At 58.8% G+C, this 23,546-nt stretch carries 12 protein-coding genes; 7 read left to right on the forward strand and 5 right to left on the reverse strand.

Annotated features, from left to right (window positions below; translation table 11 throughout):
- The first annotated feature begins 8 nt into the window (after nucleotides 1–8).
- The 6 genes from ACA043_RS23115 to ACA043_RS23140 are packed head-to-tail and all read left to right on the forward strand — an operon-like array spanning nucleotide 9 to nucleotide 6,713.
- Nucleotides 9–722, forward strand: a complete 714-nt coding sequence (locus ACA043_RS23115) for an RDD family protein (protein WP_401268662.1) — start codon at nucleotides 9–11, stop codon at nucleotides 720–722.
- A complete protein-coding gene (locus ACA043_RS23120; RefSeq protein ID WP_187678098.1) occupies nucleotides 719–1,696 on the forward strand; it encodes a stage II sporulation protein M in 978 nt (325 codons plus the stop codon). Before ACA043_RS23115 ends, ACA043_RS23120 begins: the two co-directional genes overlap by 4 nt.
- Nucleotides 1,683–3,227, forward strand: a complete 1,545-nt coding sequence (locus ACA043_RS23125; RefSeq protein WP_497657985.1) for a DUF4129 domain-containing protein — start codon at nucleotides 1,683–1,685, stop codon at nucleotides 3,225–3,227. Before ACA043_RS23120 ends, ACA043_RS23125 begins: the two co-directional genes overlap by 14 nt.
- A complete protein-coding gene (locus ACA043_RS23130; protein ID WP_497657986.1) occupies nucleotides 3,224–4,387 on the forward strand; it encodes a DUF4350 domain-containing protein in 1,164 nt (387 codons plus the stop codon). The genes ACA043_RS23125 and ACA043_RS23130 overlap by 4 nt, the downstream gene beginning before the upstream one ends.
- Nucleotides 4,384–5,385, forward strand: a complete 1,002-nt coding sequence (locus ACA043_RS23135; protein WP_489878865.1) for an AAA family ATPase — start codon at nucleotides 4,384–4,386, stop codon at nucleotides 5,383–5,385. Before ACA043_RS23130 ends, ACA043_RS23135 begins: the two co-directional genes overlap by 4 nt.
- Nucleotides 5,382–6,713 (forward strand): DUF58 domain-containing protein, encoded by a 1,332-nt coding sequence (locus ACA043_RS23140; protein ID WP_497657987.1) that lies wholly within the window; start codon nucleotides 5,382–5,384, stop codon nucleotides 6,711–6,713. Before ACA043_RS23135 ends, ACA043_RS23140 begins: the two co-directional genes overlap by 4 nt.
- An 8-nt stretch (nucleotides 6,714–6,721) precedes the next feature.
- Here the strand turns inward: ACA043_RS23140 and ACA043_RS23145 are convergent, their stop codons facing one another.
- The 4 genes from ACA043_RS23145 to ACA043_RS23160 form a co-directional block, all read right to left on the reverse strand.
- Nucleotides 6,722–10,762 (reverse strand): Ig-like domain-containing protein, encoded by a 4,041-nt coding sequence (locus tag ACA043_RS23145; RefSeq protein ID WP_497657988.1) that lies wholly within the window; start codon nucleotides 10,760–10,762, stop codon nucleotides 6,722–6,724.
- Entirely contained in the window at nucleotides 10,755–14,846 is a 4,092-nt protein-coding gene (locus ACA043_RS23150; RefSeq protein ID WP_497657989.1) for a Tc toxin subunit A-related protein, read from the reverse strand. The genes ACA043_RS23145 and ACA043_RS23150 overlap by 8 nt, the downstream gene beginning before the upstream one ends.
- A 54-nt stretch (nucleotides 14,847–14,900) precedes the next feature.
- The gene (locus ACA043_RS23155; protein WP_497657990.1) at nucleotides 14,901–18,563 is read right to left on the reverse strand and encodes a Tc toxin subunit A; all 3,663 of its coding nucleotides are present in this window, start codon (nucleotides 18,561–18,563) and stop codon (nucleotides 14,901–14,903) included.
- 149 nt (nucleotides 18,564–18,712) lie between these two features.
- Nucleotides 18,713–21,976 (reverse strand): hypothetical protein, encoded by a 3,264-nt coding sequence (locus ACA043_RS23160; protein ID WP_497657991.1) that lies wholly within the window; start codon nucleotides 21,974–21,976, stop codon nucleotides 18,713–18,715.
- A gap of 487 nt (nucleotides 21,977–22,463) precedes the next feature.
- On the opposite strand from ACA043_RS23160, the gene ACA043_RS23165 reads away from it, so the two are divergent.
- Entirely contained in the window at nucleotides 22,464–22,832 is a 369-nt protein-coding gene (locus ACA043_RS23165) for a DUF6124 family protein (RefSeq protein WP_401268683.1), read from the forward strand.
- 146 nt (nucleotides 22,833–22,978) lie between these two features.
- Here ACA043_RS23165 and ACA043_RS23170 read toward each other — a convergent pair whose 3' ends face one another.
- Entirely contained in the window at nucleotides 22,979–23,338 is a 360-nt protein-coding gene (locus tag ACA043_RS23170) for a PilZ domain-containing protein (RefSeq protein WP_187678107.1), read from the reverse strand.
- Nucleotides 23,339–23,546 lie beyond the last annotated feature (208 nt).

Raw genomic sequence — 23,546 nt, forward strand, 5'->3', positions numbered from 1 at the left:
GGAAGCCCATGCTCGAGCCCACAGCACCGCCAAGGAAAGCACCGCTGGATACGCGGCATCAGGTCGAAACGCCGGAAGGCATCGACTTGCCGCTGCGACCCGCCGGGTTGATGGTGCGGGCCATCGCCTTCGCGATTGACCTGAGCATTCGCGGCGCGGTCATGGGCGTGCTGTTCATCGTCCTGGCGTTTTTCGGCAAGCTCGGCATGGGCCTCGGCTCGCTGCTGCTGTTTGCGGTCAGCTGGTGGTATATGGTGCTGTTCGAAGTGCTGCGCCAGGGACGCTCGCCGGGTAAGCAATGGATGGGCCTGCGCGTGGTACACGATGACGGCACGCCGATTGGCTGGTCGGCGTCCTTGCTGCGCAACCTGTTGCGCTTTGTCGATCTGCTGCCATTCGGTTATTTCCTCGGCACCCTCAGTTGCCTTAATCACCCGACCTTCAAGCGTCTGGGCGACATCGCCGCCGGCACGCTGGTGGTCTACAGCGAACGCCCACTAACCCGCCCGCAACTGCCCGCCGCCGAACCGCGCCGCGCGCCGATTGCCCTCACCCTCAGCGAACAGCGAGCGCTGCTCGGATTCGCCGAGCGGCAGGCCGAGCTGACACCGGCGCGGGTCAATGAACTGGCGGCGTTGCTGGCCCAGCCGCTGCATATTTCTGCGCCCAGGGCAGTCACCGAACTCAACGGCATCGCCCGCGGCTTGTTGGGTCCGACATGAAGCAAAGCCTTTTCGAAAATCGACACAAGGCCGAATGGGAGCGTTTTGCGCTGGCCCTTGAACGTCTCGAACGGGGTAAGGAAACCTCACAAGTGGCAGGCTTCCCCAAAGCGTATCGGCACCTCTGCCAACATCTGGCACTGGCGCAGGAACGCGGTTACAGCAGTTTTCTCATCGACTCGCTGCAACAACAGGTATTGCGCGGTCATCAACAGCTTTACCGGCATCGCAGTCGTTTGGGCGCCAACCTGTTGAGCTTCATCCTCGCCGACTTCCCGCGTCTGGTGCGTGCCGAATGGCGTTTCGTGCTGGCCGCCGGCCTGTTGTTTTTCGGCAGCCTGATCGGCGTCGGTGTGCTGGTCTATGTGTTTCCCGAACTGGTCTACAACCTGCTCCCCGCCGATCAGGTGCGCGAGATGCAAGGCATGTATGACCCGGTGGCCGGTCACCTCGGGCGCCCGGCCGAACGCGCGGCCAGCGAAGACTGGGTGATGTTCGGCTACTACGTGATGCACAACATCGGCATCGCCTTTCAGACCTTCGCCAGTGGTTTGCTGATGGGGGTGGGCAGTGCGTTTTTCCTGTTCTACAACGGCCTGGTCATCGGCGCCGTGGCCGGGCATCTGAGTGAAATCGGCTACGGCCAGACCTTCTGGTCATTCGTGGTCGCCCATGGTGCCTTTGAACTGACAGCCATTGCCCTGGCCGGCGCGGCAGGTCTGCAATTGGGCTGGGCGTTGATCGCACCGGGACGCCTGACCCGTGCCGAAGCGTTGAAACGCGCCGCGCGCAAAAGCGTGCTGCTGATCTGTGGGGTCATGTTGTTCCTGCTGATCGCCGCGTTTATAGAAGCCTATTGGTCGTCGAAAACCAGCGTCGCTCCGCTCACCAAATATCTGGTCGGTGCCGCTCTGTGGATGTTAGTGGCGAGCTATTTGCTGTTCGCCGGAAGGACACGCCATGCGCCTGAGTGACGCGACCGTGGTCATCCGTCCGCGTACCACCTGGGAAGCCATGGATCTTGGCGTGCTCATGAGTCAGCAGCATCGACGCTTGTTGATGACCAGTTGGGCCATCGTCACCCTGCCGCTGTTCGCCTTGCTCAGCGTGTTGCTGTGGGATTCGCCGTCACTGGCGGTGTTTATTTTCTGGTGGCTGAAGCCGGCCTATGAACGCCTGCCACTGTACATCCTGTCCAAAGCGCTGTTCGGCGAGACGCCGACGCTCAGACAAGCCCTGCGTGAGTGGCCGCGCCTGCTCAAACCGCAACTGCTGGCCAGCCTGACCTGGCGACGCCTGAGTTTGAGCCGCAGTTTCCTCATGCCCGTGGTGCAACTTGAAAGTCTGGATGGCGACGCCCGTCAGCAGCGTTTGCAGGTGTTGCTGCAACGCAACGCCGGCGCCGCGCAGTGGCTGACGATCATCGGCGTGCATCTGGAAACGGCGCTGTGGATTGGCCTGATGGTGCTGTTCTACCTGCTGTTACCGCAACAGATCGAAACCGACTGGGACTGGCAGTCGTTGATCCTCGTGGCGGATCAGGACTGGCGCTGGCTGGAGCACCTGACCAACGCCTTTTATGCACTGGTGCTGGTGGTGTGGGAGCCGATTTACGTGGCCTGCGGTTTCAGTCTCTATCTGAATCGGCGCACACAACTGGAGGCATGGGACATTGAACTGGTGTTCCGCCGCTTGCGCCAACGCCTGAACAGCAGCGTGGTCGGCGTGCTGCTGGCGGTGTGTCTGCTGCTGCCGAATGTGCCCCAGGTCTGGGCGGCCGAGCCCGTCAGCAGCCCGGATGCGCCGCGCTTGTTGAATCAGCCGCTGACCAGTCAGGAATCACGTGACAGCGTCAAGGCCCTGCTTGAACAAGCGCCATTCAAGAACAAGGAGTCCGTTACCCGTTATCGCTTTGGTGACGACCCGGCGGCCCCGGCCAAATCCGAGAAGGACGGTGAAGCTCCGCAGTGGCTGAAGACCCTGCTCGGCTGGCTCGACGGCCGCCACTTCAATACCTTGGCCACGCTGATCGAAGTGGTGTTGTGGGGCACATTGATTGCGGGACTCGGCTGGCTGGTCTGGCGCTATCGGGAGTTTCTGCAAACCTTCGTCAGCCGGCCGAAACTGCCCGCCCGCGCCAAGCGACCACCCCCGCAGCAAGCCTTCGGCCTGGATCTGAACCGCGACACCCTGCCAGACGATATCGCCGCCCACGCCGAACAACTCTGGCAGAGCCAGCCCCGCGCAGCCTTGAGTTTGCTCTATCGGGGCCTGCTCAGCCATTTGCTGCACGACTTTGCTCTGCCCCTGAAAGACGCCGACACCGAAAGCCAGGTGCTGGCGCGTGTCGAACAGTTGCAGCGTCCGGAATTGCTCGCCTTCAGCCGCACGCTGACCACGCACTGGCAGAGCATGGCCTACGGGCATCGGATACCGGCGGCGCATCTGCAACAGGAGTTGTGTGATGGCTGGCGCGCCCTGTTCGGCCATGGAGTCAGCCGTTGAACCGGCGCACGCTGTGGTGGATTGGCGCATTGATCGTCGCGCTGCTGGCTGCGCTGAGCATATTCCTGTACCTCAACGCCAAGCCGTATCAGGAGCAGATCGATCACGGCCCCTCACCAGCCGCGCAGGCCAATCCCTATCTGGCGGCAGAAATGTTTTTGCGCGAGCGCGGCATCAAAGTCGCCCATGCCGAAAGTCTGGCGGTGCTGCCGGACACCGATCCACGGGGCCACACATTGCTGCTGTTCAACGATCGTTCGCGAATGACGCCGCGTCAGGTCGATCAAGTGTTGAACTGGACGCGGGCCGGTGGGCGGCTGGTGTTTGTCGCCGAATCGCTCTGGGATGAGCAGGCGAAACAAAGCAACGACCTGTTGCTTGATCATGTGCAACTGCACCAATCCCTGAGCAAGGATCTGAAGGATCCACCCACCGATCAGGAACAAGACCCTTTTCCGAAATTGACCAAGCTGTATATGGAAGATGAAGACGCGCCGGCCTATGCGGGGTTCGACACCGACTTTCACCTCGATGATCCGAAAAATCTTGCCCAGGCCTGGGCCAACAGCGCCAAGGCCACGCACATGATGCAACTGCCCTACAGCCTCGGTTCGATCACCGTGGTTACCGATGCCGAGTTGTGGAAAACCCCGGCCATCGCCCAGTACGACAACGCCTGGCTGCTCTGGTATCTGAGCGCCGACACCGACGTCACGCTGATCTACAACACCGAGCACGATGGCCTGTTGACGCTACTCTGGCGCTATTTCCCACAAGCCATCGTCGCCCTGCTTGCACTGATTGGCCTGTGGTTGTGGCAAGCCGGCGTACGCCACGGCCCGCTTCAGGCGCCCGCCTCGGCTGGCCGTCGGCAGTTGCAGGAACACCTGCGTGCCAGTGCCGATTTCATGCTCCGGCACAACGGACAGCAGTCGCTATTGCAGGCGTTGCAACAGGACGTATTGCGTCGTGCCCGGCGACGGCATCCCGGTTTTGATCAATTGAACGTCGCCGAACAATGGCTGGCGCTGTCGCGCCTGACACGGCAACCCACCCGTGCCATCAGCCAGGCCTTGAGCCCGGTGCCGAACCGGCGGATGTCCAGCGCCGACTTCTGCCGCCAGGTCGCCCACCTGCAAACCTTGAGGAACACGCTATGACTGAACAGATCGAGCCCGGCAGCGCCAGCCACGCCGCCCAGCAACGCCAGCGTGCCAGTCAACTGGCCCAAGCGGTGCGTGGCGAATTGCAGAAAGCCGTGATCGGCCAGAACGCGGTGATCGACGACGTGCTCACTGCACTCATCGCCGGCGGCCACGTGTTGCTTGAAGGCGTTCCCGGACTTGGTAAAACCCTGTTGGTACGCGCATTGGCGCGGTGCTTCGGCGGCGAGTTCGCACGCATTCAGTTCACCCCGGACCTGATGCCCAGCGACATCACCGGCCACGCGGTCTACGACCTTCAGACAGAGCAGTTCAAGCTGCGCAAAGGCCCGTTGTTCACCCATCTGTTGCTGGCCGACGAGATCAACCGCGCCCCGGCGAAAACTCAGGCCGCGCTGCTCGAAGCCATGCAGGAACGCCAGGTCACCCTTGAAGGCCGCGCACTGCCAATCGCTCAGCCGTTCATGGTGTTGGCCACGCAGAACCCGATCGAACAGGAAGGCACTTATCCACTGCCGGAAGCTGAACTAGACCGCTTCATGCTCAAGGTGCGCATGGACTACCCGGACGCGGATCAGGAATTGAACATGGTGCGACAGGTCAGCCGTTCGACCCGCGCCGACATGCTCGATGTGCAACCACTGCGCACCGTGCTGCAAGCCAAGGATGTGCAAGCCTTGCAGCGTATTGCCAGTGATTTGCCGCTGGACGATCAGGTGCTCGACTACGCCGTGCGTCTGGCGCGCAGCACCCGCACCTGGCCAGGCCTGATCCTCGGTGCCGGGCCGCGCGCCTCGATCGCACTGGTGCGTTGTGCCCGCGCACGGGCGTTGTTGCGCGGCGGCGAGTTCGTGATCCCGGATGACATCAAGGGCTGCGCACTGGCCGTGCTGCGCCATCGCGTACGCATTGCTCCGGAGCTGGACATCGAAGGCCTGCAAGTCGATCAGGTGCTGCAGCAACTCCTCGACCAGATCCCGGCGCCGCGCCTGTGAAACCCGCACGCCTGCTGCTGATCTGGCTGGCCATGCTGCTGGTCATCGGCATGGTGCTGGGCACTTTGCGGGCACTGGAGGTCGACATCCCGGCCAGCGTGCTATCGATCAACTGGGGATTGCTGCTGGCATTGTTGGCGCTGGCAATGCTCGACGCGCTGCGCCTCAAACGCCTGCCGGCACTGCGGATCAAACGGCAGATGCCCGGCAGCCTTGCGCTTGGGCGCTGGGGAGACGTGCAGCTTGAGGTTGAGCATGACTTTGCCGAACCCCTGAACATTCAGATCTTCGACCATGTCCCCGATGGGCTGAGCGTTGAAAACCTGCCACTCAGCGTCGCGTTGCGGCCCGGTCAAACCAGCCAGATCGGTTATCGCCTGCGGCCACTCAAACGCGGTCATTTCAGCGTCGATGTGTGCGAAGTCAACCTGCCAAGTCCGCTGGGTCTATGGTCAGGCAAACGCCTGTTGCAGGTTAGCGATAGCACCCGCGTTTACCCCGACTTTGCCCGGCTATACGGCGGTCAGTTGCTGGCGGTGGACAACTGGCTCAGCCAACTCGGCGTGCGCCAGCGGCAACGTCGCGGCCAGGGCCTGGAATTCCATCAACTGCGCGAATTCCGTGAAGGCGACAGCCTGCGCCAGATCGACTGGAAAGCCACGGCACGCCAGCGCACGCCGATTGCCCGTGAGTATCAGGACGAACGCGATCAGCAGATTATCTTCCTGCTCGACTGCGGCCGGCGCATGCGCAGCCAGGACGATGAACTGTCGCACTTCGATCACGCACTCAACGCCTGTCTGCTGCTCAGTTACATCGCCTTGCGCCAGGGTGATGCCGTTGGCTTGATGACTTTCGCCTGCGATCAACCTCGCTATCTCGCGCCGGTCAAAGGCACCGGCCAACTGAACGCGCTGCTCAACAGTGTCTACGACCTCGACAGCAGCCAGCGCCCCGCCGATTACCAGGCAGCCGCCAATCAGCTGTTGGCCCGGCAAAAGCGCCGGGCGCTGGTGGTACTGGTCAGCAACCTGCGCGATGAGGACGATGAAGAACTGCTCGGCGCCGTCAAACGCTTGAGCACGCAACACCGAGTACTGGTGGCGAGTTTGCGTGAGGAAATACTCGATACCCTGCGCCATACGCCGGTGCAAACATTGCCTGAGGCACTGACCTACTGCGGGACGGTGAGCTATCTGAATGAACGGGCAGAACTCCATGAGCGGTTGAGTGCTCACGGAGTTCCGGTGGTGGATGTTCGGCCTGCGGAGTTGGGGGCCGAACTGGTGACGCGGTATCTCAGTTGGAAACGAAGTGCCGCGCTTTAAACTGTCGATCAGCTCACGACCGTGACATACACGGCACCACTGTCCGAGGTGCCATCTGGGTTGTCGAGCTTGACGGCGAGGGAAACGTTATCCGTTATAGCCATCGGTCTCCAATGGCTCTGATATCGCCCCTTGTGATCGGTAGTGGTTTCGAAGAATGGTGCTCCATTATTTGAGACCTGGATCTTTCTGTCAGGCATCGGCTCTCGAGACTCCTTACCCACGATCAATGCAGTCATCGTTACATAGGTCTGCAAGGGAACCGGATTGGGCGAAGCGACAACGGAGGCCACTGCCGCTGGACGTTCAATGACGGTCAACCACAGCGTTTTCACATCCCAGCCAGCCAAACCGCCCTTTACCGACGCCCACAAAGCAGCCTCACCCGATGACCCGAAGGTAAAACTACACGTTGCCTTGCCATCGGCATCCGTCAGTGTTGCCGGTATCGATGTGTTGTCGTGCTCCCACATCACCTCGACATCTGCCATAGGCTCCCCGGTATTTGCCGAAACAACCCATGCCTGTGCGGTCATTTGCTGGCCGGGATAGCCGCCGGGCTCATCAATGACCAACGCGCTGATCTGCCGAGGCTCGCTCAGAAAATACGCCATCGAAACCGAATCCGAATACAGCTCATCCCCCACCGTTGCCGTCAGTGCAAACGCCCCGGGTGTGGTCGGTACAAAGGCTATTTTCGCCACGCCGTAAAAATTGGTGGTCGACGTCACGACACCCAGATCAGGACTGCGCCACGTCACCGTCACCCCGACCATCGGCTTGCCGCTGACCACCGAGATGACGGTGATCTGTTCCGACACAACCTCCCTCCACAGCAGCGTCTTGTTGATCCGCTGGCGCTCGGCGATTTTCACCACCTGCGAGCCTTGACCCACCGAAAATGCGTTGACCGGTGACAGGCGCGCCAGCCGAGAGGACGAGAGGCCCAGGCCAAAGCTTCCGTCCTTGAGATCGCCTACCCTGAATTGGTAGGTCAATCCTGCTTCGCTGAAATACCTGGGTTCGCCAAGCCTGGGTTCTTCAAAGCGTATGCCCAGTTCCGTTGGCCCGGTGTCCATCATGCCCAGCGTCAGATACTTGCCAAACAAGGCACTGCCCTGCGGGGCTTTCACGTCAAGTCTGTGTTCTCCATTGCGCCGCGGGAAGAACGCCTGTGTTCCCAATGACTGTTCCACTTGCCCATCAAAATTGAGCGTCACCTCTTCCCACGGATCACTCGCCAGCGCATTGACCGTCATCGAACGGGATTCTTCGAAGCCGTCATACGGACTGATCACCCGGGCCTCGACCGTTTTGCCACCTCCCGTGGCGGGCACAAAGGGGAAGCCACTCCAACCGTCAGCAGCGGTTTTGTGCTCTTGGTTTTTTTCATCCACGGTCCAGTTCACTGGTACCTGATCCACGGCAAGGTCTGTGAAATGAGACACCAGCTGCACCCACATCCACGCGGGATCCTGCCCGACAACCGGATCCACCGCTGACTCGTGCGACGCCTCGATCCTGAATTTGTTGTGACCCATCTTCATCTGGTTGGCATCGACTCGACCCAAAGGCGTCTGGAAAAGGAGGGAAAAATCAGCCGGTGCCGGAGCGCTTGAACAATCGAGTGTCCAGGTTGCGCCACCATCCTCCAGCCACTGCTCAGTTATCAAAGCAGGCTCGATCGTGATACCCAGCTTGTCCGGTGTGTCGCCACTCACCCACAACGGAGCGATATTCAACCCCACCAAAGGACTCAACGCGTGAGGCCTCAGGGTGTAGCGGTGCCTGGCCCCTAGACATGGGTAGAGTTGCTGCCCCCTCGTCGTGGTCATCTGATCCAGTACCACGGACAATTCATCCTGAAAATCACGCTTCATCAGGCGCCCGAAAAATTCTCGATCTTCAAGCCCTGCACAAGTCAATCTCATCTCAAACATGCTGCTGATGCTGCCCGTAAGATCAGACTCCAGTGTCCAGCTCAGGCCGCCCTCGGCGGGCAAAGTCTTGGGTGTTCCGATGTCACTCGCCACCAGGCCGATACCCGGCTCGCTACCCCGCCACTCGAGCGTAATGTTTTGGCCAATCAATGGGCTGCCGGGTAACGCCTCGACTTGCAAGGTGTGTGTCTCCCCTCGGTAACACACGACTCCCTTGATATGGGGGATGGATAGGTTATCCACCTTGATCTCCACCTTGTCTTTCCAGGAACTGGTCGCAATCGCTTTCACATCGAATTTGCGCTCAATGCCCACCGCACCTTCGTAGGCCTTGACGCTGGCGGTGACGACCTGCTCGCCGACCTGTCTTGGCACGAAAGACAGACTCGCCCAGCCACCGGTGCCGGTGCGGGTCGAAAACGGGCCATCGAGGGTGTCCCAGTCGACCCGAGCGTCGATGACACCCTCGCCGTCGCCGCTTGCTGTGACATGCACCACTTGCAGGCGCAACACCACAATTTCCCTATCCGCCACCACCGGATACTTGTTGGCCTCGCGCACGTCGGCAATCCGTACGATGTTGCGCGCCAGCGACATGATTTTTTCGGGAGCCGGCAATTTGAGCATTGAGCAAACCAGTGACAGTTTGAACCGGCCGTCCAGCCGATCCTCGCAGGTCAGCGTCCAGCCCATGTCGGGTGTTTCAACAAGCACCGGGGACCCGACGGGCGGTTCGACAACCACACCGAGTTGCTCATGCCCATCGCCGCTCCAGCGCAACGCCATCGTGGTGTTCAGCAAAGGACTGTCGGCGGGCAGGCGTACCTGCAATTCATGAGTCGAGCCCCGGTTCGGGTACCCGGGGGTGTCCCAGTCTGTCGGTGCTCCGCCAATGATTTCCTTCAGGTCGTTCCACGGATCCGTGGCCAGGACCTTCACCTCAAACGGCATGCTGACTTCGCCTTCGGTGTAGTAAGGACTGGCAACCGTTGCGGTGACAACAACATCACCCGCCGCCTCCGGCTGGTAATAGAACTCGGCCCAGCCTTGCTCATTGGTAACCGAAGCGGCTTTGACGCCTTGCCCTGCAACCGACCAGTTCACCGTTTGGTCTGCAATCGCCTGGCTGGTGTAATACGACACCACACGCACACCCAGCCATACGCCCTGGTCTTCATACTCAAGCACCGGATAATGACTGGCTTGCTGCTCATCACGAAATGCCAGACGGTGATGTCCCAGTGAAATCGGGATAGTGAAAGGTTCGGCGGCGTACCGGTTGCGCAAGGTCAACGCAAACTCATAGCGCTCCTCATCCCCCACCCACGGGCAATCGAGCAGCCATTCGGATTCCAGCGATTGATCGACACCCCAATCAGGTGTCGCGATGATTGCTTCCCGAGGGTTGCCGACGCTGCTCAACGAAGCCTCGGTGTTTTCCCAGGCATTTCCCGGCTCAGGCAAGAACGTCAACCGATGTGGAGTGCCAAGGATCGTCGTTCCCAGGCACAGGTGTAACGCAGCGCCTGGCGCCAGAGTCTGATCATCGAGGCGCATCTCTTGCAGCCTCAATGGTTCCAGATGCAATTGGAGGTCAATGCGGGTGATACAGACAGACGAACGGGTATCTAAAGGGTTGGCCGCGACACCACTGACCTGAACACTCAGCTCCTCCCCACTATCAAACGCCAACTCATCCAGTGACGCTCTATAGGCAATCGGCAGGAACTCCAACGGCTGCCCTGCCGCCAGCCGGGCTTGATCCTGTTCAAGGTTGCGTGAATCCCCTTTCCTGAGCTCGATGCTCATTAACACGTCGTTGCCCTTAAGGATGCGCAACCAGCCGGAATCGCCTGACCAAGACACTCCGGGCCGCAGTTCGCAGAGGAACGACAATTCGTACCGGGCATTGGCGTCGGGTTTTTTAGGGATCGCAAAGGCCTGTGTGGCAAAGCTTCCAACCCCGACATCCATAAAATTGGTGAGCCAGCCCTCATACATTTCCGCTGCCAAACCTACTTGGCCTTTTCGAGTCCACTCGTTCAGCCGGTCATTGAAATCGCCATTACGCACCAGACTTTCATTCGCTTGGATGACTGGATCATTCATGACTGCGTGCCCCTTTGAACGGTTTGTCCAGCCTGGCGTTTTCAGCCTCGGTGACCAGATCCATGACTTTTTGGATGAAGGTCTGCTCACCAGCCTTGGCGGTGTAGCGGATGCGCACAATGATGTCGGTCAACGAGGCGAGCATTGCTGCCTGCGGCTGTTTTTCCGGCCACGGGCACTTCAGTTGCCAACTGGAGATCGCACCGGTGTTCTCAAACGGATTAAGCATCCCCTCATCGGGCTTCATGGCGCTCAGGCCGTTGTCGGCAAGCCCGAGCGACAACGCTATTTGCTGAGCGCTACGCAGATTGATCACCACATCCGATGGCGCGACCCCGATCGGATTGTGCAAGTACTGCACCGACTGCGTGGTCGATCGGGTCGCCGTCATACTGCTGATCTGGAGCAAGGTCGCGCGGACATCTTCGAAGGGTCCGGTCAGTACCGGCAGATCGACTTCCACCGAACTGATCTGCCGGCAGAAGTGGCCCGGATGATCACGATCAAACAGCAACTGGGTCAGCTTGAACTCCAGCACGCCAGTATCTTTCAATTGCTCCAAGGCATCCGCCCAGTCGGCAACCCCCACCTGGCGCTCAACTTCGTCACTGAACAAGTGCCGCAAGGAGACGGTTTTGACCAGTTCCAGCCGTCGCTCCTGACGTTGCAGGTGTTCACGTTCCAGACGCAGCAGATGCCCACGCAACTGCTCACCGGCGGTCAGACCATGGCGGTGGTCGAGCCAGACCTGGGGCAAGGGGATCTGCGCATCGTAATCGCCGGTTTCGGCAGCCAGTGAAGCCTGGGCGCTGAGGCACAGGCTGATCACCGCATCGTAAGCCTGATAATGCAGCGCCTTGAGCTGACCGAGCATCCAGCCGAACAGCTCGGCGTTGCTGGCGCGTTTTTTCAGGTAGTTGTAAACCGTCAATGCCTGAGCGTTGCCCCTGAGGGTTTGCTCAAGGTTGGATCGGGCAGCGGTGACTGAATGGGTTTGCGCTACGATCTGCGCATCGATGGCCCGCACCTCCGCCAGCGCCTGGTCGCGTTGCAGGCCCCATTCGCCACGGCGGCGACGGTAACCTTCGGTAGTGGCCTGACTATCGGCGTCGATCTGCAATAGCGAAGAGGCAACCTCCAGGCCGAAAGCGACTGCATCGAATGCATTTTCGGGCTTGAAACCACCATTGGACATACCATAGATTTTTGGCAATGCCGCAATGACCCCGCCTGCGGTTTTGACGACTTTGGCCTGCAAGGTGAATGTTTTCGACTGTTTCAGGCTTGCCATGACCTGATACTCAATCGCCGAGACGTTGTCGTTGTAGCGCGCTGCGTAAGCATCGGCCCGTTCCTGCGCCACTGCCCGGCTATGCTGCAGCGCCGTCACGCTGGCCTCCAACTGAGCGATGGACTGTTCCTGCACCGTCTCGGCGTAGCTGCCCAACTCCACCAGATGGTTTTGCTGCAACTCTTCCTGCTCGGCGCGATCGCGTCGTTCAAGCAAATTCAGCACCTGACTGCCGTAATCCTGCAACGCCTGCACCGCGCGCAGCGCGACTTCGAACGTCACGCGCCAGCGGAACGCATTGACCACCAGCCGCCCGCCCATCGGTCTAGGCCCGGCCACGCCACCGGACGCCAGGTCACGCAACAATTGATTGGGATCAGTGGCGGGGCTGAACAGGGGGATATCCAGCGGTTTGCCATCAATGGTCTGGTTGTTGCGCAGGCCATACATCCGTCGATGGGGGGCTTCGAACAGGTCGAGCAACGACTGATTGATCGGAATTTCAAAAGGCCCGCACGCCAACAGGCCGAGCATGGGCGGGGTATCCGAGGCGAGCGGAAAATCCGCCAGGCTGAAATTCAGCGTCTGCTCAAAAGCTTCGAGCCTGGGCCGCGAAGCGCTCTGATTCAAGAGGCTTTCGACTGTATTGGTTTGCCAACGGGTTGCCGTGCTGGCGGAGGGCGCCTCGCCCATCAGAAACCCGGCCTGGACGTAGCACAACTTGGCCGCCACCAGACTGTCACGGGTCAGTTGCCGGTAATACCAGTCACCCCAGGCCATCAGGTTTTTCACATAATCGGTGAACACCAGAATCTGGAAGTGCGCGGGGGCGGCGTAGCCAATGGCATCCGGGTCTGTGGGGTCTTGCGTTTCGCAACCCGGCTCGCCTTGAACGGTGTCCAAAGGGCGGCAGCGCCAATACCTCGGTTTCGGATTGGCAGTGGGTGGATCTGTGACAGGATCGGCAGGTGCCTGAGGATCGAACAGGTAATGCAGCCAGTTTTGTGCTTCACGGAAGCGCTCTTCATCGCGCAAGCGCGTGGCCATCAAATGCGGCAGATGAAAAAACAGTTCCCAGAAAAACAGGCCGTTGGCCCCGTTGAACGCACCGTTGGGTTCATCAAACACCACACCGGTGGGCGGTGGCTCCGGCAAGAACTGGGTTTCCCAGTCCAGTACGGCATCCACGGAAATATTCGAGCGCTGCACCAGTTCCGGCCCAAACAATGAGTTGAGCCGGGTGAACTTCAATGCAAGTCCGGTCTGGTTGAAGGAAAGAAACTGCGCGGCATCAACGGTATTTTTGTGCAGGGTCGGCGGGGTGAAGTCCATGAGGTCGACAATCCTCAGGTCAAACAACACTTCTCCCCCCGCCCAATTGGGAAAACCTAATGAGAACGTGGTCGGGTTCGGCCATGATCCTTTGGCTCGACTGCTTATCCACGGCGCCGTGACCCAGCCGCCCGCCTCATCAACATCCTGGACTATCGGGCTTGGGTCCCCGCCTGCCTGGTTTATCCCCAACGTCATTTTTTGCAAGGCACTGTCACGTCCCGTGGGCCGGCAAAAACCCTGCACCATCAGTAGATCGCTTTCATCCACCCGCAGAGCCATGACCTGCACATCCAGATACGGCGTCATGACGCCCGGTACCTGCACCCGTGGAACAACCGTCACCTGACTGCTCAGCGGGTGCTGAACCGTTTCGTTGCTGACGAATCGGTGTTGCAGCGCCAAATCCAGCCAGCCCCCGCCGTCGCCGCTGATGGGGCGCATCAGTACGTCATATACGGCGTAAACCCTCAGATCATCAGGTTCAGACCCTGCCGGTACGAACTTGCCCGACATCAAAACACCCAGCTTGCCCTTGGGATCCAGATAGTCGGTGCGCACGCTCGCAATCAACCGCGTGTCCGGCAAAAGCGCACGGTCATACTCCGAACTGTGCAGGTTCAACGGTGCCGACCATTGGCCGTTCTGCGCCATGAACGCCAGATTGATTTCAAGTTTGTTCGGGGTGTATTCGCCCGCTTCTTTGCTGGCGACCTTGTCACGCCATTCGGCCCAGACCAGACACAACCGGCCATTCCACACCACCGGGCGAATATCCAGCACGCGGTTGCCGGACGGAATCTCCACGGCTTGCCACTCACTCCAGGCGGCCGGATTGACTGCAACGGTGGAGGCGCCTAGTTCAATTTCGGCCTTGCGCCAGAAATACTGGAACGGCTGCACACGTTGACGCCCGACAAAGTAATAATCGGCGCGGGCAGGCGTTGTGCCCTCCATGTAGCAACTGATCACGTCCAGATCGCAGGTCTTTTCGAAGTCCTGCAAATAGTCCTGCAGGGCAGCCTGAACGGAATCGTTGTTCAAACGCGCCTGGTTGAGGTTGTTTTCCAGGTTTTTGAACAGACTGGTCTTGCGCAGACGCACAAAGGGATTGATGAAGTTTTCCGGGTAGCACGAAATCATCTGCACCGCCGCCCAGTCTGGGTAGTTGTTGCAAAGCTCCCACTCCTCCAGATGCCGCTTGTCGAACCGCTGTGTTTCAAAGCCTGGCTCAAGCTTGCGATACACCGCATGAATGTACTGCTGCGCACAACTTGTTGCTTCGGCCACCCAGGAGCTCTGCACCTGATAGGTGTCCAGCGGATCCATGCGCAGCAGTTCGAACAAATCGGTCGGCGTTTTCACAAAAGGGTATTTCGCATTGCCAACCTGGCCGATGCAGTATTCGAGCAGCGCCGAACGGCGCTTTTCCAGCAGCCCGCCAATATTACTCAGTGCCATGATTCAGCTCCTTGGGGTAGAACCCGGGGACAAACGTTCGCCAAGCAACATCGCTTACCCCGGTGTCGAACCACTCGCAAAGGTGATGGAGTCGACGAATGTTCTTTCGGCATCTCCACCTTGAGTGCGAACCGAGAAGATGAAGGTGCCGCCCGTCGAACTGGAGACAAAGGCCCGTGTGAGCCCCTGCTGGTCGGTGAACCCCTGCGATGGCCGTATCGTCGCCAGTGCATTTTTTTCGGGGCCGACGCTCTCTGCAAACCATTCGACCAGCGAGTTTTTTCCACGGTTTGCGTACCTGTCCTCAAGCAGGGCATAGAGTTCGACTTCCTGGCCTTGCGGCACATCCCCCAAGGGGGTTGGCGACAGTTCCGCAAGCGGAAAAGACAGTGATTGGACTTCGAACCCGATCACCAAAGGAGGGGCGTACTCCGGGTCAAACAAGTCCAGCCAGAAGATTGGCGTTTCGGTGCCCATGACCTTGCCTGGGATGAACTCGGCCAACAGCGTTCCGTCTATCTGGGTCGCGCCTGTTTCCATGCGGCCCAAGGTGGTCTGCCAGTAAACGTTGACACCACTGAGCGCAGCCCCTTTGGCATCGCACAGGGTCACCTTATAAGTGATGTGTTCGCCAGGCTTGTTGGCCACCACGTTGTTGTCACCCTGCACTTCGCACGTGGTCGTGACCAGCGCCTTGAGGTCGCCCGGCACATGCACCGTTGGCGCGCGCGTATGAGACTCGCCCAACAGGGCAAGTTCGGCAGCGATTTCATAAGCTTGTTTGTCGACGGTCTCGGGCAAGCTGCCGATCAGGAAGATCGTCAACGCATCCATTCCGGTTTCCGCGGACAGCACCCGGATCCGCATCAACAGATCAAGTTGACTGAGGTTTTTCAGCACCTTGAGGTCCGTGGGATCAATGCGACTGACGCACTCACGTACTTCCTGCACGCTCCAGCCAAAAAAGTCGGCCAGTTTGATGGCGGCAGCCTGTTGGGCAAGCTTCATCGCATCCCCCGTGACGGTGGGCAGTGCATTCACCTGGCGCAGGTAGTCCAAGAGCTTCTGCGCCGGCTGTTCGCTCAAGCCGAAGGCCCGGGTAAGCGTCGTCAGGTAATACAGCGTGCGCAGCGACAACTCATGCTTGTTGGTCTGAGCGAGCCAATCCCTGTAGCCGTAATCCAGATAATCGAGCAACAGCGCGGCACTCAGTCCCAGCGTCGTCACTACCTCGCTGCGGCGTCGTACCTCCGCCAACAGATCGAGCATCGGGTTGGCATTGCGGATGCGCGTTCGTTCGGGTTGCTCCGAACTCGCGTCTGTTAGCTCAAGCACTTGTTGCAGTAACTGATGAACCGTGGCATTTGCCCAGTTAAGGATCGGTATTGCCTGTTCCACACCCACGCCGGCATACACGGCCAGCGTCTCTTTCACCAGCGACGTCTGAGCATCCCGGACCTGCAACAGCACTCGGGTCATGATGTCGATGATGTTCTGGCGCAACAGTGGTTCGATCACGCCCAAGGCACTGTCGACCGCCCACTCGATTTTTGCGTGGACAAAGACCAGGTACTGCTCGGCAGTTCCGACATATGGCAATACCAGACCATAGGTATCGACAATCGGACTCAGGTTATTGGCATGTATTGCGAGGAATTCCAGCCAGTTGGCGGCCCCGGCAGGCGGCACACCCGCCATCAGAAAAGCGCTATTGGACAACAGTGCCGTCGGCAGCAAATTGCGCAGTTGCTCGAAAAACTGCAGGTCCTGCTCAGTCGGTTCCAGCGCCGGTTGCGCAGCGACGGCGTGTTGCAACACCCACAGCACCGGCAGATTGCTTTGCGCGCACCATTGAACGCAGCTTTGCATGGCTTCGATCAGTTCCAGCACATCCGGTGAACCAGCCGGCACGGTGTGGATATAAGGAACACCCGCCACGCCTTTGACCCACGAATCCCCACCCATCAACGACAGCATCAGCACACCTTCGACGGGAGTAATGTTCAACAGTCGGGGCAGTCTCACCAGGCGGTAAAAGGCGCTGATAATCGCCGGACTGCGCGTCAGTTTTTCCGTCAGGCCGTGCGCGTTGGCCACCGTCATTGCCAGGTAGTAATAAGTCTGCAGGTCGATCGCCAGACCGCTGCACAACTGGCTGATCGTCAAATCAACCTCGCCCGGCACCGGCGCCAGTGCAAACTCACCGTTGTCGAGTCTCAAGGGTTCGCGATAGCCCACCTGATTATTGAAAATCCGGTCGAACTGCGAGAGCGCGTCGCCACGGCCATAAACCGCCAGTTCGCCCATAAACACAGCAAAGTCGGCGGCGGTGCATTCGTAGCGCTCGCGCAAGGTCTGAAACAGGCCAAGTGCATGCACGACGCCGCTCGACATGTTCATTTGTTGCAAATCGATTTTCGGTCCACTGCCGCGCGGCACCGCCCTGATGGCTGCCACCAACACTGCATCCACCTCGTCAAAAGGCAATCCGACCCAATTGGCCAGACGCACCATCTGATTCATCCGGTCATAGCGGTTGAAGCCAGTTTCGTCGTCGGGATTTGCTGTCAGGCGAGGGAGTAACAATGACTCGTCGTCGATACGCACCGGCGGAAAGGTGTTGTTGTTGATGTAGACCGATCCTGAACGCTCGCTTTGCGGTATCTCGGGCGCCTCATCCGGGTAGGTCACATTGGCTGAACGTACCGGTGCAAAATCGCGAATCGACAGCAAGGCTTCGATCTGCGTACTGGTCAACTTTGTCCGCTGGCCTAAAAACGCAAACTGATTAAGGTTTTGATACTTATCGAGATTATCAGTACCGAAATTGTGCGCGTAGAAAGCCTCGGCCTCATCGAGCCCCGCACGCGGCTCTGTCAATATTTGCCGCTGATAAGGGCCTAGCCGCGACGCATGAGCAAAACCGGGACCGGTATTGGGGCCACGGGCACTGGCTTGCAGAAAATACGGGTACGCTAGATCAACCCTGTGCTCGAAATCGCCCACCGACAGGCCATGAGACTGGGCAATGCCATCAAGCGTGACCCAATGCTGGTAGTACGGCAGGCCATTGGGGTAGCGGGCTTCGATCAACGCGTCTTCAATCGACGCACTGTTCTCGCTTTCCGTGTTCGCAACAATGAAAGCTTCCAGCACCGAGACAATGATGTCGACCGAAGATATCGACTGATAAACCGCATTGAAGTCGACAGACAACGGCAGCAAATCAGTACGGCGGTTATGCAGTCGAAATTCCGTCGGCGGATTGTCTACAGACTCGATACGGTCTCGAATCCAGCGCAACAGTTCAATCAGATAAGCCACTGGCGACAACAGTGACTCCAGTGCATTCGGCGGACACAGTGCTGCAAAACGTGTACCGATCAGATATTCATAACTGGGGCCGTCAACCATTGATAACAAACCGCTTGAACTACGTGTTGCAGTCGTCTTTTCGCCGGTCAGGGTTTGCTCGATAAACTGGCGACGCAAAAACGTGGCCATGCTGTTGGCCGAGCGCAGAAACCGCCGCGCGTCATCGGGGGTTACCCGCTGTTCCCTGACCAAGCCTTGAACGCCCTTCTCCACCAAAGGAAAAATCGATCCGCCCTTCTCGAGGTAGGCTTTCAGGTTTCCCAGCCCGATGTTTTGTACTTGTTGCTCCTCAGCAAACAACTGATCGAACAGTTGCAGGACTGGGCGGCGCGAATCGACCATGATCAGGTTCCTTGAGGCGACAACTGGCCCGAACAGCCTGCCGCTTCCGGCAGACTGCGTATTGAGTGAGTACGATTTGGCGCTTTGAAAAGATCAACGTCTACTGTCAGATCTGACAGGTCTATTGACCGTTCGTCGGATGGTCTGGCTCAGGTCGGTTTTGAGTTTTTGATCTCAAAGCGCGCGCTCAACGCCCAGTCCGAAGCCTCTACCCCGGCAGGATCGTCGACAAGCGTTTGCCCGACGCGGCACCAGTTGCCTCCGGGTGACAGTGGCACTTCGGATTCGCCGCGCCATGCGTCGCCGGACACAGCCAGTGGCGGCGACCATTTCACGTCCGGGTTGAACCAGCTCACCACATGCACGCTGCCCGCGCGCCCCTTGCCGGCGAGCGTCACCGGATCACTGAGCCAGCGCCCGGCTGCCGGCTCGTCGATGACGGGTCGATAAGTGCTCTGTTCGAGCGTTCGCTGCGCGGGATCCGACTCGAAGTTGTTGTACATTGCCGTCGCTTGCAAAACGTGAAAGCCGCTCCTCACACCGGAGGTCACCTTCACCGACCAGGTGCGATCCTCCAGCACGACGGTGCTTTGCGTGCCAAGATTCAACTGCACAGTGACGGTATCGCCCGGCACACCGAAGCCGGACACCACGACCTGCTGGCCGACCTGGTCATTTTCAACTGGGGACTCTACAAACGGCGCCGCCGGCACGAGGTCAAATTGCAGCAGTGGCGTGTCTTCTGATTCCTGCAATTTGCCGGTTTCATCCATGAACGTTTGCCGCGCCCAGATGGTTTTATGTCCTACCGGCAACGTCACTTCAGCTTCCCAATGGCCCTCCCGGTTCACCGGAACATCCGTGAGCAGAGGCTCGGTGAGGCCTTCGAGAAAAATCTCGACATGCCCGTTCGCCATGCCGCGCCCCTCCAGCTTCGCCATGCGGGGCAGCTTGCCGTTTTGCGTCGGCTGGAGAAATTCCGGGGGCAGCAACACCACTTCAAAAGTGCGCGCATCACTGCGAGCCGAAGGCCTGCCCAGCAGGGTCTGCTGCGCGTCGAAGGTATAGAGCCTGAACTCCAGAGCGCTGAGGTCAATCGACCAGTCACCGTCCTTATCCAGTACCTTGGGACTGCCGAGCGGGCGGTCGAAACGCACGTCACGCAACTGCATCGTGGCGCCCTCCATACCGTTTTTACCCTGGATCGTGACAACGCGACCGACTTTCGCCCCGTCCTCGGGCTGGGTAATCAGCGGTTGGAGCATGAGTATTTTGACAGTGAAGGTCTTTGACACCGGCGGCGAGGTTTGCTCGGCGGCGAATTGGGTGACGGTGACGGTATGTGACACATCCGGCGCAAATTCCTTGTCCCGCCGGAACTGCCAGGTACCACCACTGACAATCCCGTCATGCTCGACCTGTTCTTCGTCGCTGTACCGAATTTTGACCGCTGCACCTGGCCAGCAAGTACCGCTGAGCTTTGGGGAAAGACCATCTTCCACCGGGTCGTTCAGGCCGGGGGCCAAGGGCGGGATGGTCACATCCAGATAGACCCACTCTGTTTCCTGCCCGTCTCCCGCCTGTTTGATACGAACTCGTCGATTGTGCGTTGGCCCCCAGATTTCCGAGGCCTTGCTCGACCATTTGCCACTGACCGTCAGCGGCACATGAGGCGCCACCGCCTCGTCCTTGTCGATTTTCCACAGCCACACGGTCGCACGAGCATTGCCCTTGCCGCTGAAGGTCGGTTGATATTCCGGGGTGAAGGCCAACTCACTCACATCAGGCAATCTATTTTCGACCGTAAACTCAAACGGTAACGACTCGATCCAGCCACTGGCACCGTCGCCCACCTTTTGCACGATTTGCAGACTGTAAGTGCCGAACGGCCAAGCGGTAGCGGTGGTAGTCCAGTTGCCACCCGTCGCCACAACAGGCGCAGGCGGCGTGACAGACGAACCGGGGGCCGTGATCACGACTGTGGCGCCGGGATGGGCAGTGGTGCCCGAGAACTTAATGCTGCCGTCTGTGGGGAAGGTGGTATCGGGTTTGACCATTGCAGATGGCCGAACTTTGAAACCTCTTGCGGTGCCAACGTCAGTCGTGACGTTGGCAAAGGTTTGGCGGGCGACAATCGAAAAAGGGCCGGGCGGCATTTCATTGTCGAAGGTCTTGATCTCCCAGCTTCCGTCGGGTTCTACCGTGGCTTGACCGATCTTGAATGTGTGTTGCGTGTCTCTGAGCACCTCGACAATGGCGCCTTTGAAACCGGTGCCGGATATGGGGCCACGCGGATCGGTAACACTTGCGGAAATCGGGAGACTGATGGGAGGTGCAGCCAGCAAGGTGAAGGTATGCAGTTGTGACCAGTCATTCATGCCCCGGTGGCCCGCCATCATTTCAACCAGACCGCCGCTGGGGTAGTTCGCCAGATTGAACAATGCTTCCCAGGTATCGTTGTCCTTGACGGTGGTAGATCCGTGTAAAACAGCACCGTCCGGCGTCATGATGTCGATGATTCGCCCGTGCGTACCCTCCCCGCTTAACGTAATTTCCATACCAGACTTGAGTGCGATCAACACGCCGTTTGCCGGTGCTTTGATCAGTGGAGGGCGAAAACGAATGGTGACGGCATTCGACCGCACGGAAACTTCATTGCCAGCGATTTGTACAGCGTAAAAGGTCGTGACGTGACTCGGCAAACTGACATTCGTTTGCCATTGCCCATAGTTTCCTACGTCAGAAAATCCGATCGTATTCTCCATGCCGCTCAACAGATACCTCACATACACTCGGGCACCCACGAGGCCGTTTCTCCCCGAGACGTCAAATTGCTTGCCAATCACGGTATTGAGTCGCGGTACTTCGATGATCGGTGGAGCTGCAGGAAATACGAAATTGCCCCATCCCTCATGCGGCTCGACATCGTTGTTCGAGCCGTCATAGTCGACCCGGATATGCATTCTGTTTCCCCCGCCCAACTGAGCTGCCGGGCCATAGGGAGACTCAAGATAAATCACGTAATCGTGCCACTGTGTGTCTTGCGACATGCTGTCCGGTGAGTTAATACGTACATACTCAAGCGCATGAAGGGCAACATCTATGTTTGCCCTGTACTTGTTGTCACCACGCGTGGTCATCTTGTACTTCAACGTCCTTACATAAAGCCGGCCGTTTTCGAACTTGTACTGACACACCATTTCGGTTTTCAACGACGGTACACGGGGGTGTGTCTGATGGAGAGTGGTGGTATTGGCATTGGCCCAAAAAACCTCTGAAAATTGCGCACTCTCGCCCGTTTCCTGAATGGCGCCGTTTCCCAATGCAGCAGTGTCCGCCTCGCCGGTTATCTGGGTGCTTTCCCCATCCGGCAGGGCTTTACTGTTTCCGCCATCATCAATGTTGTCGTTCATTTCAGTGGTTCCGGGCAATGGATAGCTGACGCGTTGCGCTAAACATACTTACCTTCCCAAAGACCAACCACTGTCAGATCTGACAGTTCAAAAGACCTGTTTCATCTAGCAAACGGCCATTTGATAACCAAAACCTATACCACTTCGCGAGCCTACGCCGACACTCGCAGCAAACTACAGCGCCTTGCGCCATTGCCTACAGATCCCTCAGAATCCGCCGGCTTGTGCGCCTTGCTGATGCCCCGTAACTTGATCCGTGCCGCTGCCAATCAGTGGTCGGGTTTAGTCGCCCGGTAGGTATATGAAGGTGCATAAGCGTCATCAAGTCGGGTAATCCCTATCCCCGCACTCGATGGTGGCTGTGCGCAGGGCGCCCTCGGGCGCGCCGGTTTTTTCGTATTCCTCCCGGTCGACTAACCTGCGTCCAGCCGCCACCCCCTCGTTTAGTCGCGAGACGGTGGCAGCTCCATTAAAAGGAAATACGATCATGTTCAAAGACACGCCGAATCCCCCCGAAACCGACTCGGTTTCACCCTACAAATCCGCCGAATCAAAAAAACTCCACGAGGCCGCCGAAAAAGCCCTCGACCATTACCTCAAACCGAAACCCGACCCGCGCAATTCCGTTGATCGCGGCATGCAAATGTTCAGGGTCGCCCCCGACCTCAACCCCGAAGCCGTGGCCATTCAGACGTACGAGACGTTTTCGTCGGTGAGCATTCTGCTGCTGGATCTGGCGGACAGCCTGGACGACAAGCCGCGACATCTGGCGATGGCGATTTATCAATTGAGCGAAATGGGGTTGTTGCTGGCGGAGCAGGCGCTGGATAACGAGCGGGCGATTGCCGTTACCTGATCGTTAACCATGCGGCGCCTGAACTGACGCCATCGCGGGCAAGCCCGCTCCCACAGGTTCAGCGAGCGGACACAACATCAGTGAACGACGCAAACCCTTTGGGAGCTGGCTTGCCAGCGATTGCAATGGTGAAGGCGCCGCAGAACTCAGGCCGAAGCCGGCAACGGCTGAAAACTGAAGTATTGCCGTAGCGCCTCGACCAGTTGCCCGTATTCCACCGGCGGTCGTTGCAGGCTGAAGCCGGCGTCGTAGTGCAGCGGGGTCGCGTCTTCGTGGCACCAAAGGCAGCAGGCAGCCAGATCGATCACCTGCTGGCAGCCATCGCCGCAGGGGATCTTCAGACGCAAATGGAAATCCGCACCGATCATCATCGGCAACTGGCTGATGAGCATCAGCCCGTCTTCGGACACATTGCCGAGAAAGCCGATGGGTTTGTCGGTGACGCTGTTGAACACTCTGAGGAAGTACGGCAGCTGATGCCGTTCAATCCGGCGGTCGGTAAACATGCGCAGTTCGCCATGCAAGGCTCCATCACAGAGCCGCACCTTTGCTTCGGAACGCACCTGTATGGCAGGCACGCTCTCCCCGCTTCCGGTGTGACGGTCGCTAAATCGCCGTCACCTGACAACTGGCCAGTCGCAGGTGTTGCACGGTATTAGAGACACGGCTCTAAACCCGATTCATTCGACTATAGCTCAGCTTGTACAACCGGCC

The organism is Pseudomonas sp. LBUM1648 (assembly GCF_059716145.1).

What these genes read in the sequence shown, in the direction of transcription:
- ACA043_RS23115 (WP_401268662.1), top strand. Translation starts at nt 9, where the DNA reads ATGCTCGAGCCCACAGCACCGCCAAGGAAAGCACCGCTGGATACGCGG.
- ACA043_RS23120 (WP_187678098.1), top strand. Translation starts at nt 719, where the DNA reads ATGAAGCAAAGCCTTTTCGAAAATCGACACAAGGCCGAATGGGAGCGT.
- ACA043_RS23125 (WP_497657985.1), top strand. Translation starts at nt 1,683, where the DNA reads ATGCGCCTGAGTGACGCGACCGTGGTCATCCGTCCGCGTACCACCTGG.
- ACA043_RS23135 (WP_489878865.1), top strand. Translation starts at nt 4,384, where the DNA reads ATGACTGAACAGATCGAGCCCGGCAGCGCCAGCCACGCCGCCCAGCAA.
- ACA043_RS23145 (WP_497657988.1), bottom strand. Translation starts at nt 10,762, where the DNA reads ATGAATGATCCAGTCATCCAAGCGAATGAAAGTCTGGTGCGTAATGGC.
- ACA043_RS23150 (WP_497657989.1), bottom strand. Translation starts at nt 14,846, where the DNA reads ATGGCACTGAGTAATATTGGCGGGCTGCTGGAAAAGCGCCGTTCGGCG.
- ACA043_RS23155 (WP_497657990.1), bottom strand. Translation starts at nt 18,563, where the DNA reads ATGGTCGATTCGCGCCGCCCAGTCCTGCAACTGTTCGATCAGTTGTTT.
- ACA043_RS23160 (WP_497657991.1), bottom strand. Translation starts at nt 21,976, where the DNA reads ATGAACGACAACATTGATGATGGCGGAAACAGTAAAGCCCTGCCGGAT.
- ACA043_RS23165 (WP_401268683.1), top strand. Translation starts at nt 22,464, where the DNA reads ATGTTCAAAGACACGCCGAATCCCCCCGAAACCGACTCGGTTTCACCC.
- ACA043_RS23170 (WP_187678107.1), bottom strand. Translation starts at nt 23,338, where the DNA reads ATGTTTACCGACCGCCGGATTGAACGGCATCAGCTGCCGTACTTCCTC.